Source organism: Peribacillus sp. AS_2 (genome assembly GCF_026891895.1).
GTDB classification, from domain to species: domain Bacteria; phylum Bacillota; class Bacilli; order Bacillales; family DSM-1321; genus Peribacillus; species Peribacillus frigoritolerans.
Genome location: NZ_JAPTGA010000005.1, coordinates 297313 through 311952, shown reverse-complemented (window position 1 = coordinate 311952; position 14640 = coordinate 297313). Strand labels below are relative to the sequence as shown.

General features: G+C 38.5%; 15 protein-coding genes. 5 read left to right on the top strand and 10 right to left on the bottom strand.

What is annotated here, in order from left to right:
* Positions 1–88 precede the first annotated feature (88 nt).
* The 8 genes from OTG27_RS11730 to cdaS form a co-directional block, all read right to left on the bottom strand.
* Positions 89–2077 carry an acetoacetate--CoA ligase gene (locus OTG27_RS11730; RefSeq protein WP_268937009.1) on the bottom strand — a complete coding sequence of 663 codons (1989 nt, stop codon included), beginning with the start codon at positions 2075–2077 and terminating at the stop codon, positions 89–91.
* Between the two features lie 108 nt (positions 2078–2185).
* Positions 2186–3448 (bottom strand): sensor histidine kinase, encoded by a 1263-nt coding sequence (locus OTG27_RS11725; protein WP_268937008.1) that lies wholly within the window; start codon positions 3446–3448, stop codon positions 2186–2188.
* 388 nt (positions 3449–3836) lie between these two features.
* Positions 3837–4169 (bottom strand): (2Fe-2S) ferredoxin domain-containing protein, encoded by a 333-nt coding sequence (locus OTG27_RS11720; protein ID WP_268565679.1) that lies wholly within the window; start codon positions 4167–4169, stop codon positions 3837–3839.
* Positions 4170–5009: 840 nt separating this feature from the next.
* The gene (locus OTG27_RS11715) at positions 5010–6152 is read right to left on the bottom strand and encodes an acyl-CoA dehydrogenase family protein (RefSeq protein ID WP_098865811.1); all 1143 of its coding nucleotides are present in this window, start codon (positions 6150–6152) and stop codon (positions 5010–5012) included.
* A gap of 115 nt (positions 6153–6267) precedes the next feature.
* Positions 6268–7515, bottom strand: a complete 1248-nt coding sequence (locus OTG27_RS11710) for a GTPase family protein (RefSeq protein ID WP_268937007.1) — start codon at positions 7513–7515, stop codon at positions 6268–6270.
* Between the two features lie 117 nt (positions 7516–7632).
* Positions 7633–8385, bottom strand: a complete 753-nt coding sequence (locus tag OTG27_RS26585; RefSeq protein ID WP_052137416.1) for a PadR family transcriptional regulator — start codon at positions 8383–8385, stop codon at positions 7633–7635.
* A 229-nt stretch (positions 8386–8614) separates the two neighbouring features.
* A complete protein-coding gene (gene map, locus OTG27_RS11700) occupies positions 8615–9361 on the bottom strand; it encodes a type I methionyl aminopeptidase (RefSeq protein ID WP_063576246.1) in 747 nt (248 codons plus the stop codon).
* Positions 9362–9629: 268 nt separating this feature from the next.
* Positions 9630–10250 (bottom strand): sporulation-specific diadenylate cyclase CdaS, encoded by a 621-nt coding sequence (gene cdaS / locus OTG27_RS11695; protein ID WP_218013318.1) that lies wholly within the window; start codon positions 10248–10250, stop codon positions 9630–9632.
* A gap of 267 nt (positions 10251–10517) precedes the next feature.
* On the opposite strand from cdaS, the gene OTG27_RS11690 reads away from it, so the two are divergent.
* On the top strand, positions 10518–10838 hold the full coding sequence (locus OTG27_RS11690; protein ID WP_095678412.1) for a 2Fe-2S iron-sulfur cluster-binding protein: 321 nt from the start codon (positions 10518–10520) through the stop codon (positions 10836–10838).
* Positions 10839–10935: 97 nt separating this feature from the next.
* On the opposite strand, the gene OTG27_RS11685 is transcribed toward OTG27_RS11690, so the two are convergent.
* Positions 10936–11316 (bottom strand): VOC family protein, encoded by a 381-nt coding sequence (locus tag OTG27_RS11685; RefSeq protein ID WP_268937006.1) that lies wholly within the window; start codon positions 11314–11316, stop codon positions 10936–10938.
* A gap of 388 nt (positions 11317–11704) precedes the next feature.
* Positions 11705–12001: a hypothetical protein gene (locus tag OTG27_RS11680; RefSeq protein WP_268937005.1), complete on the bottom strand. Its 297-nt coding sequence runs from the start codon at positions 11999–12001 to the stop codon at positions 11705–11707.
* 165 nt (positions 12002–12166) lie between these two features.
* Here OTG27_RS11680 and OTG27_RS11675 point away from each other — a divergent pair, with 165 nt between their 5' ends.
* From OTG27_RS11675 to OTG27_RS11660, 4 genes are all read left to right on the top strand, one after another.
* A complete protein-coding gene (locus OTG27_RS11675; RefSeq protein WP_063576249.1) occupies positions 12167–12634 on the top strand; it encodes a DinB family protein in 468 nt (155 codons plus the stop codon).
* A 62-nt stretch (positions 12635–12696) separates the two neighbouring features.
* The gene (locus OTG27_RS11670; RefSeq protein WP_057277670.1) at positions 12697–13110 is read left to right on the top strand and encodes a VOC family protein; all 414 of its coding nucleotides are present in this window, start codon (positions 12697–12699) and stop codon (positions 13108–13110) included.
* Between the two features lie 286 nt (positions 13111–13396).
* Positions 13397–13897, top strand: coding sequence for a VOC family protein (locus tag OTG27_RS11665; RefSeq protein ID WP_098865806.1), 501 nt, complete (start codon positions 13397–13399; stop codon positions 13895–13897).
* Positions 13898–14054: 157 nt separating this feature from the next.
* On the top strand, positions 14055–14606 hold the full coding sequence (locus tag OTG27_RS11660; protein WP_268937067.1) for a ribonuclease FAU-1 family protein: 552 nt from the start codon (positions 14055–14057) through the stop codon (positions 14604–14606).
* Positions 14607–14640: the final 34 nt, after the last annotated feature.

The following is a 14640-nucleotide window of genomic DNA, read 5'->3' as shown; positions in this document are numbered from 1 at the left end:
CACAAAACACTAAAAAAACTGTAGATAAACTCGATATTCATCGAGATTGTCTACAGTTTGAGATGAAGCTTTTTGCTCCGCCTGAATTCTAGAATATTTTTTTCTCATTCAACTCGAGTGCCAATTCTTTAAAAAACTGTAGCGATTCTGGATTTCCCATGGAGTCTGCATTCACTACTTTATCAAACTCGAAACCTAATAATACTTTACGTATCGGGACTTCCATTTTCTTTCCGTTCAACGTTTTAGGAATTTGTCCAACGACATGGATTTGGTCAGGGATAAAGCGAGGGGATACATGCCCCCTGATTTGTTCCTTGATTTTTGCCGTCAATGGAGCATCCAGACTTTCCCCGGGCTTAAGGACTACGAACAACAGCAGTGAGGAACCGCGGCCAAGCACTTCCCTATCAATGACTAGGCTTTCCATTACCTCGTCTATCGCTTCGACGACCCGGTAGATATCGCTAGTTCCCATCCGTACACCAGAACGATTGATGGTCGAGTCGGAACGTCCATAAATGATACAGCTGCCCTTGTCATCGATCTTTATCCAATCACCATGTTTCCATATGCCAGGATACGTATCGAAATAACTCTCGTAGTATCTTTTCCCATCTTGATCATTCCAGAAATAAAGCGGCATGGACGGCATCGGTTTCGTAATGACCAATTCACCGACTTCATTAATCAATGTTTGACCATGCTCATCAAAGGCTTCCGCACAAACACCCAATGCCCTTCCTTGTATCTCTCCGATCCTCACGGGCAATGTTGGAACACCGCCCACAAATCCGGCACATACATCGGTCCCGCCACTGGATGAACTGAGCCAGATATCCTTCTTGACATTTTCATACACCCATTTATAACCGTCTCCAGATAATGGAGCTCCAGTTGAAAAAAGAGCCCTCAATTTCGATAAATCATATTTTCCCAGGGGCTTGTTTCCTAACTTCATGGAATTCGTAAGGAATGGTGCACTTGTTCCAAAGAAAGTCATGCCTGTATCTTGCGCCAATTCCCAAAGAACATCCATATTCGGAAAAGAAGGGCTGCCGTCATAAAGGACGATGGTCCCTTCATTAAGCAAACCACCCATAAGGAGATTCCACATCATCCAGCCTGTCGTCGTAAACCAGAATACGGTATCCTCGGAAGTCATGCCTTGATGGATTCTTGTTGATTTGAAATGCTCTAACAATATACCGCCATGCCCTTGTACAATCGGTTTTGGCATCCCGGTTGTACCTGATGAATAGAGAATCCAAAGCGGATGATCGAAAGGAACACTTTCAAAAGATAATTCCGCCTTTTCTTTTAATAGGTCATCCCAAGGAACTGTATCTGCCAGATTCACTTCCAAAATCTTTTTTTCTATGTAAGGAACCAGCACGGTATGCTTGACAGTGACCAATTCCTGTTTAAGCTGGGAGACGACTGATGTTTTATCATATACATTTCCATTGTACTGATATCCATCAACCGCCAGTAATACAACTGGTTCAATCTGTTTGAAACGATCTATGACGCTTCTTGCCCCAAAGTCAGGTGAACAACTGGACCAGATGGCACCTATGCTCACTGTTGCCAAGAAAGCTATCACCGCTTCGGGTATGTTTGGCATATAGGCAACAACACGGTCACCTGATTTCACACCAAGTTTCCTTAATGAATGGGCGACAGATGCCACTTTTTCTTTCAGCTCTTTCCAGCTAACCTCTTGCTGCCTGATATGTTCGGAACGAAAAAAAATCGCCGTTTTCTCTTCTTGATCATTCAATAATGCATTTTCAGCGTAATTAAGCCTTGCCCCCTCGAACCATTTCGCACCTGGCATGGATTGCTCCGCTAAAACCCTGTCATATGTCCTGCCGGCTTTTACATCACAATAATCCCAAATTGAAGCCCAAAATTGCTCAAGTTCATCTACCGACCATTTCCATAATTCATGATAGTCATGAAATGTTAAACCTTTCTTTTCTTTTAACCAATTCACATATTGAGTCAATACCGTTTGCTCGATTTGTTCCTTTGTCGGTTCCCAAATGATTTGTCCATCTGTAAGCGATTTCATGCAATCATCTCCCTTAGGTATCAAATGCGTCATTGAATCATTTCATAATATTGGTAGTTTACTTAAATTGTAATCTATGAGTTTCAAAACTGTCAATTTACACTAAACTCAATTAGGCTCGTATTGATGTATGGGCAGGTTAATGGAGAAACATGTCCCTTTCCCTTGCACACTTGACACATGTACCGTACCATCCATGCTTTTGATAACGCTATATGAAACCATCATGCCCAACCCCGTCCCTTTATTTTTTGTCGTGAAGTAAGGCTCACCTAAACGGTATATCTGTTCCTGTGTCATTCCAATTCCCTGATCTTGGATTTTAATTTGGATGGTGGAGGCAGCGCGAATTAAATCTATGTATATTTCGCCAGCATGGTCCATCGATTCTATGCCATTCTTTAGGATATTGAACAAGCACTGCTGGAATTTCTTCCTTTCCCCCATGATAGAATAAGCTCCATCTTCGATTAGTGATAACTTCAATTCTGTTCCATTATTGTTAGCAAGGGGTTTTATGCTGTTCACGACATGCTGAATTTCCTCCGATACCCTTAATCGCTCCGTGTTTTCAGGGCTTATGGAAGCAAATGTCAAATAGTCATTAATGACATCCGTGGCCCGATCCAATTCCTTCAGTGCAATATTTGCATATCTGACCTTTGTATGGGAAGAAACGTCTTCGCTTAACATTTGTATATATCCCCTGGTAACTGTAAGGGGATTTCTGACTTCATGAGATATGCTAGCAGCCAGATGACTAACGATTTGCAATTTTTCCGCTTTCACTAATTTTTCGAGAACCTGAAAATTAGTGAGGATGACCTCCCATAGTAAGATTACAACAACAATTCCAATGACTTGGATCGTGAAGTATTGTTTCCATAGACTTATGCCGATAGTAAGTTCAAATACTACTGTTGAAATAAACTGCGTGAGAATATGTACAATGAAGATTAATGATATACCGATGATAATTTTTTTACTGACAGAGAGTTTCAAATAGTATTTAGATATAAAAAACAAGGAAACACCCACTAGTGGAAAAGTGATGCATGATATATAAAATCCATTATCACCCCCTGATAAATAGCGGATAACAAGAGTGATGACTATCAATATGATTCCTAACCGATAGCCTCCATATAAACCGCCTAACAGAAAAGGGATCCATCTAAGGTCCCAAACAAAATCCTCTTCTATAACAACGGGAAATAGCATGCATAGAACAAGTGAAAGAATAGGGAAAATCGATAGGAAGGATCCTTTTAATGCATCTAAACGGTATACGTACTTCACTAGATAGCTCATTTGCAATAAAAAGATCGGAAAAAGGATAAGTAAAAAGTTAATCAGTAAATCTTTGGTCATAAGATTCATTTTTACACCGAACTTTCGATATTTTTCGAAGATTTAGACAGGCATATCAATCATATCAAGATAGATAATGATAAGCTAGTTAAATTATTATGAGGTAAATAAAAGTTACCTCTTCCGCCATCCAGGAAAGAATTTGAGGTAATGTTATATAAAAAATACCCGTTCTTAAAGAACGGGTATTTTTTTCATATTGGTAAAACTGTTGAATTTTCTAAGAGAACAATTTTCAATTAGTATTAATGGGGAGATGTAAACTCTATTGATTAAATTATCGACTGATGGGTAAAAAGGATCAGTCCACTGAATATCGAAAATTTTTCTTTCAGAAAAGCGTCATATACAGAAACCCTTTTTAGATATAGAAGTGAGATGTTACAGTTCATTCACTCTTCTGGTTCTTGAATGTTTTCCCATCATGATAATAAAGTTCAGAACCTAGATGAACATTGTCATTTTCTTTCAATTTATGAATAAGCTCTTTACTTTTTGTTTTATCCATTTCTTTATACCAGGTTCCTAGTGGATATAGAATAGCGATCGGACCATGCTTGCATTGGCCGTTGCATAATGTTTTTGTTGTGTGAATCTCCTTTTGTAGTTCTAAGTTTTTCAATTCCCCCCTAATCGTCTCTGTTACTTCTTCTGCTCCATTTTTCGTGCATGTTTTCCCGTTGCAAATTAATAGATGTTTGCTAACCCCATCTAAGTTCATATAAATTCCCCATTTCCTTTTTATTTGACCTCTATAGCAAATCGATAGCTATTGACTTTATCATAAAACTTAAATTGATCCTCATATTTTTATCGACCTCAAACTCTATCGGACTAACCTGATGACAAGGTTTCCGGGTTTACTATCAACAAACGCATTATAAGAGTATTCAGGCAGGTCGAATTTCAGAGAATAAACGCCATTTCCTTTTTCCACAGGATGTATGGAAACAATGGTAAACTATACCCCGGTAAAGTATATGTTACTCTAAAAGAAATCGTGCTACAATTCGCACGTTCTTTTTTTAATGTTATGGTACATGTCTGGATTAAATTCCACTTCAACGGTTCTTTTCTCTACACTACCTTCAATCGGTTTATTGCACTTGCCATAAAACACAAAAAAGCCAAGCGCCGTTTCAGGGACTTTCTAATCCTATTTTCTCCCGAATTCCAGAAAAAATATAGGTTCTATAAGTGACAGAGAATTGGAATATGGTTTAGCGGCACAAAATAAGAAAAATGAAGAAAAACTCTGTTGAGACTCATCTCCACAGAGTTTACTTCAAATCATCAGTTAGCTTTCAACTAGGGTGGCAGGGCACCTTCCCTTTGATTATGTGTGAATAGTACTTTTCGTGCCTCCTTATTTTGCAATTGAATCCATATAAATGTTTTGTTCTAGTTTTTCCCCACACTCTAGAAGTCTTACATGTGTACGGAAAAAAGACTACACCTAATCATGCCCTTAAAACGAAAACACAAATTTATGTTAGAAAAAGAACAGGAAAAAACACTGAAACGATCATTTCAGTGCCATCAAAAAATATTTGAATAAGAATTAATAAAGAGCTGATTTTGCGAGCGTGGTGATTGTCGCATCATCCATCGGAGGATTATGGAGTCCTGCGCGTACATCCCTATAGTAGCGTTGCAGGGGATTGTTTCTTTGTAAACTTTTGGCTCCGACGACTCTCATCGCTTTATCGACGATGGAGATCGATTTGTTGACGACCGATAACTTAACTGCCCCCAATTGCTTCGATAATTCATCATGATCTTCAGGCTGCCGCACCCATTTTTCTGCGACAGAGTAGAGGAAATGGTGTGCTTCACCCAATTCCAGTTCCATCTCCCCAATTGTACGTTGCACATTCGGAAGGTCCCTGATTGGTCCTGGCAAGCTATTCGGAGAATAGGTTTTCGCAAATTCGACTGCGTAATTTCTGGCAGCCACTGCGATTCCCAAGTAGCAAGCCGGTATATGTAATAGCCACGCTTCAGGTTTTCTTTTTTCACCAGGATTGCTTTTCATGACATAATACTTTTCAGGCAGGCTGACATCATTTAACACCAGATCATGACTTCCTGTCCCCTGCATGGAAATCATATCCCAAGTTTCTTCTATACTTACACCCTTTACATCACGATGAACTAAAAATGTGCCAAGTCGCTCATCCTCGGGAACCCATGCCGTTACGAGAAAAATATCAAGGACAGGAGAGAGTGTAGTAAAAGTCTTTCTGCCATTCAAATTCCATTGATTACCCTTTTTGATCGCGATGGTTTCCGGGCGGCCTCCGCGCGTCGGACTCCCCGTTCCAGCCTCAGATGCTGCCGTATTGATTAGTGCACCTTTCGACACTTCATCATACAATTCTTTCATGACTCCTTTTTCCCAAGGTCTCTTCTCCGATAAGGAAAGTACCGTTCCGACATGCCAGCCTATTCCTAAGGCTGTTGGGCCGCAATATTGAGCTATTTTTTCTTGGCATAGGAGAAAATCATATAAGGAACCGCCATATCCGCCATGCTCTTTAGCTAAAGTTAATTGGGGGTATCCGAATTCCTTTAACTCCTGAATGTTTTCATAAGGAAATCCCTTTGAATCATCAAGTGCCTCAGATCGGTCGGTAAAGGACTGAATCGCCGCCTCTAATTTTTGTATATATTCTTTTTGCTTCTGTGATTGAAAAAACGACATGAAGATCATCCCTCCTCTAGTAAACAAAAATCTTGAACCATCCAGCTGAAGAAACAGAACGGCTAACTCCACTTTATCATATCACCTTAGTGTAGTTTATGGTTCAAATCTCAGATTAAGAGTCAATGTCTTCATTTTTATATTCTTTGTTCGCGTTCTTGTATGCCTCCTTCGCCTGATCAATATTCTTGTTTTCGAGAAAGTAAGCTATCGCGGCTTGCCCGATTCCATAAGTGACGGCACCCGCTACCGCACCGGAAACGACTAGACCAGCTCCTGGAATGAAACGGACTGCAGCCCTGACACCTTCCCTGACAAGGAGTCCGATGCCAACATTGATTCCTAACGCTGCAATGAATTCACTTGCCGTTTTCGTATTGATTTCTTTATCCGCGATAAAACCAATCACCACAATCATCAAACCCTGAATGCCGGTCAAAATGGGGAAATCGGCAAAAGGTATTGGCTCTGCACCTATTAAACCTGCGATTGCCGTAAACGTTCCAACTATCGTCCGTGCGAATTTTTTCTTTACGAATTGGCTCTGCATCGCTTTGGCTGTCTTCAGCTTCGCTTCACTGGGTAAGGCCTCAATTAAGTAATCAGAAAGCAAATCTATGTTCCAACGCATATCATATTCAATATTTCCGTTTTCATCAAAATCAATATACGAACAAGTAGGGATAATGTTCAAAAGTGGTATTTCACTATCTTTAAATCGTTTTGACATCAAAGCGATGGCTTCATCAATATTCTTTTTTTTCTTAGGATTGGCATCAAAAGGTACTTGTTTATAATGTGGCGGATCTAGTTCATCCACTTGTGTGACCACACAGATGACAGGTACCTCATAATGGTGATTCTCTTTAACGATCTTGCGCAGCTTATTCAATTCTTGTAAATCTTCTTCAATACGTGAATCCGCTTCTTTTGCTTTAATCAAGAAAAGAAACACATCAGGCTGTTCTTCAGTCACCGCTTTTATCAATTCATCCAATGGTGTATCTTCCTCGAACTCTTCCGTAGGAGCTTCACTCTCACCCAGCCCGCGTGAGTCCAGCAAACGAATTTTGGGTTCGGCATCACTCGGGTACCATAACCATTTACCCTTACCCGTTCCAGATTTAACGGAACTGACATATTGCCGTTCCTGACCAAACATCGCATTGATCAGTGAGGATTTTCCAGACCCTCTTCTACCGACAAGAGCAATTCGCGGTTCCCTTGCATCAACAGTCATCGTTTTCAGCTGTAAGAGCTGGTCGAGCATTTTGGTCTTTTTCGATTGTGAAATTGGGAGCTTATCTACCTGGCCTTTAATGAAACTGAATATGCTTCCCATTTCATCTTGTTTTTCCGCCATCACTCATTCCCCCTTTTTAAGAAGTGTATTAAGTAACATTTACCCTTGAACGATTCAATTTAAGCATGTAACTTCATTCTCCTTGCAAATTAAGGGGCTCCATTTTGGTCTAATCATTTAACTCTTTTCTTTTAAGAACATAACGACACTGGCCATGTATTTTTGAATTTCCTGGACTTGAAAGGCCGCAGAATCCGCAATCTGTTTGTAATGATGCTGTCCTTCATCGGTTATTCGTAAATACCGTTTAGTTCGTTTTTCACTTTCCCACCTGCCGACAAGCAGGCCGTTCTCTTCCATTTCATGAGATAAATCGTATAAATAGCCATTTGAAGCGATCCAGCCGAACTGATTTTTAAGCAGATCGCCAATTTCCCCCATATAAATGGGTTTCTTAGTGAAAGCGGCTTTTAAAGTTACATAACGGACAAGGTCCTTCACCGATATTATTTTCGAGAAATAAGACCTGTATTCTTCTGGAAGCTCATTTACAACCGGTGGGTTTTCACCAGATCCCCTTAAATCGAACATGAAGCGATCAATGACCTTTTTCACTTCGGAAAACCGTTCCAGGAAATTTTCTTGATACCATATGTAAAGCTCTTTGCCTTTTTCCGTTATTTGATAATAATTTCTTCCCTTATTCGTATATAATGATAAATGATTGGATTCGACTAGCGTATTCGATATTTTACATAAATAGTCATAGCTATGCACTTTTCCAGTGAACGTATTTTTCAGGTCCTGATGAATCGCCCTTGGATAATTCGCTTTTATCCTCAAAGAGTGAAGTAAGAAAATCGTTAAAAATTCGCGCTGGCTCAACCCCACGGTTTCTACCGTCGCAGACAGTTTCTCCCCTTTCTTCACAGTCATTCCCCCCTTAATACTGTATATAATTAAATATTTCTTCCTTCCCCTTATTATCCTGTGCTGCCACATAATAGTAAAGTTTTTAATGCCAAACTGCCTAGTACTAATTTTTTGGATATGATCTATTGTGGGATAGGAGAATTCCGAATATTCTGTCGAGGTTTATTATGAAATAGTTTAAAACAAAAAAAGAAACGGCCTATGATAAGGTCGCTTCTTTTTTTGCTTACTGTTCCGTTAAAATGATCGGATCTTCTTTTGTAATGACGAGGGTATGTTCATATTGGGCGGAAAGCTTTCCATCTGCCGTTCTCGCCGTCCAGCCGTCTTGGTCCATTTTCATATGCCATGTTCCTGCATTCAGCATAGGCTCAATCGTGATGACCATGCCCTCTTTTAAACGGGCACCTTTACCTGGCTTACCATAATGTAATACGGTAGGGTCCTCATGCATGGTTTTGCCGATTCCATGTCCTGTAAAATCGCGGACAACAGAAAACTTTTCACCTTCTGCATAAGACTGGATTGCATGCCCAATGTCCCCGAGACGATTTCCTGCCCGTGCAACTTCAATGCCTCTATATAGAGCATTCTTGGTTACATCCATTAAGCGCTGAGCTTCTTCGGAAACTTCCCCGACTGCATATGTCCAAGCTGAATCCGCCAAACCTCCGTTAAGGTTCACCACCATATCGATCGTGACGATGTCTCCCTCTTTTAAGGCTTTCTTTTGCGGAAACCCGTGACAAATCACATCATTCACTGAAGCACATGTTGCATATTTATAACCGTTATAACCCTTTTGTTCAGGTGTAGCACCATGCTCTGCCAAGTATTGATCGACAAATTCCTCGATTTCCCAAGTCGTGATACCCGGTTTTATCATTTTTGCAATTTCTCTATGCGTCGCAGCAAGAAGTTTGCCTGCTTCATGCATCAAATTTATTTCTCGTTCACTTTTAATGGTTATCATGTAAAATCCTCTTTCGTTTTATAACTTATCTGCTTGAGACTCCTTATTTATCATATGCCTTTTTTTATATAAAAAGCAACCAAAAACCCGGTAAAAATCACCGGGTTGATTAATTCATGAAATTTTCTGTACCTGTAATTCTGATAAAATAAGCAAAATTACAAAACCCTAAAAGAGATCCAGCGATTACTTATTACGCGATTGAATATTCCAGGGGTGAATTAACTGGAACATGATAATTCCCCTGTGACTTATGGTCTTAATAATTCTATATAGGCCCGTGTGTATTAATTGGGTACAGTTTCCCATTCATTGCAAATGAAACTCTTCCTGTTTCCTCTGATACTACCAATACAAGGGCATCACTCCGTTCAGATAAACCCAAAGCAGAGCGGTGCCGTGTTCCCAGTTTCTTTCCCCCGGTTGACATGTCTGAAAGCGGAAGGACATTTGCTGCGGAAACAATCTGATTTTGACTAACCAAAACGGCACCATCATGCAGTGGATTTCCAGGAAAAAAAATCGATTCCAATAAAGAATGGGTTAACTCCGCTCCTATAGAAATACCGGGTTGAATCAATGAATCAAGGGGATCTCCCCGTTGAATCACAATCAACCCGCCATGTCTCAAATTCGATAAATTTTGAACGCAAGTTGATAATTCAGGATATTTGTCCGTAAATGGTGACAAATAACAGTTTAAATAAAATGTTGCTGCTTTCATATCAATGTATATGAATTTATCCTTTATTTTCTCGAAATTTCCAAGAAGACAATAATTTTCATCACCCATTGCTTCTAAGTTATCCTGTAATGCCGATATTACTTGGCGTATCTCCTCTTTTAACGTTTGTTTCATTGGTGAAAAATCACAATGTCCATTATTCACAGGCATGCACCTCCCTTTAATTATTTGACTCTTTTTTTGAATGGATCTTAATTCCCACTAAAAGACCATGCTTATTTTTCCTAGCTCTATTTATCCCTTTTTAATAATTATGAATGTACTTAAAGTTTGTCTTCACGATAATTAATTATTCATCTTTACTATAAATCAGCAGTGACTTCACATTTTTTTATGTCATATGGACAAGGTAATAGAATAGATATATTAATGACCTGTTGATAGATATCCTATAATAAGAGGTGGTATTAGATGCCTTATGTAACAGTATTAGACCAAGGAACGTTTGAAGTTGAAATGGGAAAAAAATTAGTATTGGCATTGGAAGATAACGGGATAAATATTCTCCACCGATGCGGTGGGAAAGCTAAGTGTACAACTTGTAGAGTGGAAATATTGGCAGGTGATTTTTTGGAGGTTACACATAAAGAAAAAAAGGTCTTTGAGGAAAAAGGAATGGAAGATCATTTGCGTTTATCTTGTCAAATTTACGTGAATGGAGACATAACCATTCGGCCGATCAAGACGGTTGAGAACTCTGGACTTCCTGCTGGACCAAGGCCTGAAGACTAAATGTTTCATAAAGAGTGTAGTTTGATCAAAAAACATCAAAACGACTAAAAATATTTTTTCTAGTCGTTTTGATGTTTTTTATCTTTAGCTAAATGATTTACTTCTTTTCCATGACCGCAAAGTAATTATCTTCATTATCAGCAAAATTGAAGACTCTTCCAGATGGCATATTTACAAGTTCTCCCACTTTGATATTCTTCTCCGAAAAGTCTTTATATAATTCATCAAGATTATCCGAGTAAAACATTAATGAAGGTGTAGCAAGATTTAATTCAGGCTGCATTTTAGCAATGAATTCCTTATTATGCAGGATGATGCTCGTTTGTGCATCCTTTGTTGGTGCTATTTCAATCCATCTTAACCCTTGGCCGTTATCTTCTTCAGAAATTACGCTAAATCCGAATTTTTCCTTCCAAAATTTCAATGACTCATCTTGGTTATTAACATATAACATAATTTGACCGACTTTATTAATCATTGGCTTCTCTCCCTTTCTGCTGGTTCCGTTATTAATTGAATCATTTATGTATAAGCATCATGCTGGTTGGGAAAATATAACTGATTAAATCGTATATTAAATGACAGATTTAATCAATATATACAAAAATTGAATTTTTCCTCTTTTGGGAAGGTTTTTGAAAACCAACACAATTGTTTATGCGGATATCTCTTACGAACTTTGCTTAATTGTTTCTTCTACATATTCCAAGAAATCTGTATGTGCCGGATTCCCTTCCAGATGTTGAGCTACCACAGTCAATGGCATTATAACTCTATCTCTCTTTTTGGAGTAAAGAACCGTCTCTGTTTTAATGCCCCTATTCACTTCATCAAGTGCAGAAGAAAAATGATATACAGAATCATATTCATACCATTTTATAATCTTGATTTATATTCCTTTTTATAACTTCTCCAATATACGCACCTATCCGAACCACAAAATTATCAAAATGATTATTTAAAAGTTCCCTACCCATTTGAGTAGTGCTTAATCTTTTCGTATAAGCATCTATATAACGAATGCTTTCAATAGTAATATCTAAATTTCTCTTTGTTAGGTTCTCTTGATCCCAAGTATCGACTGACACATCCTGATACATTAATTTCGCAATGCCTTTTAAATCATTTTTTATTAATTTAGTTTTATTTAATGAACCGAACATATGACATTTCCCCTTTTTACTTAATCTATTGGTTAATTATATATTAATGGAATTGCTCCATTGTTTATTAAAAAAAGCTATGCAATCTTTATATACAGAAATTTGCAGGACTTTTCTATTTTTCACAGAACTTCTATACAGAGTATTTCTCAAAGGAGAGTGAAAATGGTGGTTCTATCGAAAGAGGGTTTGTTAAATATATTGGAAGGCAACAGGAGCTTGACGTTGCGGGTGGTTGAAGCTTTCCCTGAAAAGGAATTGTTTCATTATACACCGGCCGGGAAGCTTCGCCCTTTCGCAGAGATGGTTAAAGAAATCATGAACATTGAAACTGCATATATGCGTGGAATTGCACTGGGTGTTTGGGAGTTTCCAGATTCCTTTGCCGGAATTTCCACCAAAGAAGAACTTGTATCTGCATGCGAAACAGTAAGGGATGAGACGAGGAAATTGTGGGAGGAAATGACCGAGGAAACGCTTGAAGTGGTTGAAAAAGATCCTTTTTTCGGTCCCTCACAAAGCCACTTTGATAGACTTCAATATGCCTTGGAAAATGAGATCCACCATAGGGGACAGGGTTATATTTATCTTAGAACCCTTGGAATTGAACCACCGGAATTTTTCGTAAGGTAATCATGCATTAAGTAATAAATTGGGAGCATTGAAAAATAAATAAGAAAATAGGAGTGAGATACATGTCAGTTGATGCATATCTTAATTTTAATGGGAATTGTCGACAAGCAGTAGAGTTCTACGCAGAGGTTTTTGGAACGGAACAACCAAATATCATGACCTTTGGGGAAACACCGCCTAATCCGGAATTTCCCCTTCCAGAAGAAGCGAAAGATTTAGTCATGCATACAAGGCTTACTATTAATGGTAGCAATATCATGTTTTCAGATACTTTTCCTGGTATGCCTTTTGTAGAAGGAAATAATATCAGCCTGGCATATGTCGGTAATGATGTGGAGGAAATTAAATCGATCTTTAACAAACTAAGTGAAGGCGGCACGGTTGGTCTAGAGCTGCAGGAAACATTCTGGAGTAAAATTTACGGTCAGTTAACCGATAAATTCGGAATCAAATGGCAATTTAACTTCGAAAGCTGAGAAACGGAATTTGGATATAGGACTTTTCACGGTTGAAAAGTTTCTATATCCTTTTGTATTTCCATCACCATGAGAAGGATATTGTAACAAGCAAAGGATTAAGGGGATTAGTTAAATGATCGGTTGGAAAACACAAAACACAACCTAACTTTACAGCATTATCTTGGTTCAGGATAAAAGGTGTATAGTGAAAGGGTACTTTCCAGGTATTTAATCTTATCTTATCGAATCAATACTCATTTCCTGACCATAATAGCAAGGATGAAAACAATAAAGGAGAAAAATCATGAAAAACAAAATTCAAAAAATCACAACTAACCTTTGGTTTGATTCACAAGCCGAAGAGGCGGCGAAGTTCTACACATCCATCTTTGAAAATTCTAAGATCGGAAGAATCACCAGCTATGGAAATGAAGGAAACCAAATCCATGGAAAGACAATGGGTTCTGTGATGACCGTGGAATTTGAATTGGAAGGACAAAAATTCGTAGCATTGAATGGCGGTCCTCAATTCAAATTCACAGAGGCAATATCATTTATCATCCATTGCGAGGATCAAAAAGAATTGGACTATTATTGGGGGAAACTCTCGGAAGGCGGAGATGAAAAGGCGCAAGTGTGCGGTTGGCTGAAAGATCAATTTGGTGTGTCATGGCAAATAATCCCAGAAAGTCTAACCGAGATGGTGAACGACTCCAATCCTGAAAAATCGGAAAGAATGATGAAGGCGTTGCTCCAAATGAAGAAAATTGACATTAAAACTTTAGAGCAGGCGTATCAAGGATAAGTTCCAATAAACAACATTCTGATTAGGCAGAAGAGTGAACGATTTTGGTATAGTTAAAGCCTAATTTCCTTGTGAAATTAGGTTTTGATATTTACCAAAGTAGAAAAGAAACAAATGGCATAATGATCTAGATGGTTTTTAAGGGAGAAATAAAATGATGGACAAAATATATACAACACCACTTCAACTTGGCAATGAAATAATTGAAAGAAAAATCCGCTATGACTCTTTAGTTGTAGAACATACCTGCATGCTATTAAACGCACAAAATCATCATGTCGTGCTTTTTCATGAAATCCTGGATGCGTTCACGATGAAAGCGGGTCCCATAGAATTAAACATACCCATTGGAAGTTATACGATAGCTTATTATTGGAAAGACCGCCCTTATAATTTATACATTTGGAGAGATAATGAAGGCAATTATTTAGGTTCCTATTTCAATATTGTAAAAAATACATATATGGCGGATAAGTTGTTATCCTTTGAGGATTTGATCATTGATATCATGGTGCTTCCGGATGGGTCACATTTTATTTTGGACGAGGAAGAGTTACCTGTGCCCTTAGAGCAATTTGAGAGTGGTTCTGTTAAACAAGCCTTAAACTCTTTACTTGATTCCATTGATATCCTTCTTTCACAAATCATTGAGGAATCCGGGAAACTCTATAAACATAACGATCTCCTTCCATGGTTGAACAATAAATGACAATCGTTTTGATTCTTTGAACTCCGCAAAAGAG

Excerpts from the sequence above, each read along its gene's own strand:
- OTG27_RS11680 (WP_268937005.1), bottom strand. The coding sequence starts at position 12,001 with ATGTTCGGTTCATTAAATAAAACTAAATTAATAAAAAATGATTTAAAA.
- OTG27_RS11710 (WP_268937007.1), bottom strand. The coding sequence starts at position 7,515 with ATGGCGGAAAAACAAGATGAAATGGGAAGCATATTCAGTTTCATTAAA.
- map (WP_063576246.1), bottom strand. The coding sequence starts at position 9,361 with ATGATAACCATTAAAAGTGAACGAGAAATAAATTTGATGCATGAAGCA.
- OTG27_RS11660 (WP_268937067.1), top strand. The coding sequence starts at position 14,055 with ATGGACAAAATATATACAACACCACTTCAACTTGGCAATGAAATAATT.
- OTG27_RS11670 (WP_057277670.1), top strand. The coding sequence starts at position 12,697 with ATGTCAGTTGATGCATATCTTAATTTTAATGGGAATTGTCGACAAGCA.
- OTG27_RS11725 (WP_268937008.1), bottom strand. The coding sequence starts at position 3,448 with ATGACCAAAGATTTACTGATTAACTTTTTACTTATCCTTTTTCCGATC.
- OTG27_RS11685 (WP_268937006.1), bottom strand. The coding sequence starts at position 11,316 with ATGATTAATAAAGTCGGTCAAATTATGTTATATGTTAATAACCAAGAT.
- OTG27_RS11720 (WP_268565679.1), bottom strand. The coding sequence starts at position 4,169 with ATGAACTTAGATGGGGTTAGCAAACATCTATTAATTTGCAACGGGAAA.
- OTG27_RS11715 (WP_098865811.1), bottom strand. The coding sequence starts at position 6,152 with ATGTCGTTTTTTCAATCACAGAAGCAAAAAGAATATATACAAAAATTA.
- OTG27_RS11675 (WP_063576249.1), top strand. The coding sequence starts at position 12,167 with ATGGTGGTTCTATCGAAAGAGGGTTTGTTAAATATATTGGAAGGCAAC.
- OTG27_RS11690 (WP_095678412.1), top strand. The coding sequence starts at position 10,518 with ATGCCTTATGTAACAGTATTAGACCAAGGAACGTTTGAAGTTGAAATG.
- OTG27_RS11665 (WP_098865806.1), top strand. The coding sequence starts at position 13,397 with ATGAAAAACAAAATTCAAAAAATCACAACTAACCTTTGGTTTGATTCA.
- OTG27_RS11730 (WP_268937009.1), bottom strand. The coding sequence starts at position 2,077 with ATGAAATCGCTTACAGATGGACAAATCATTTGGGAACCGACAAAGGAA.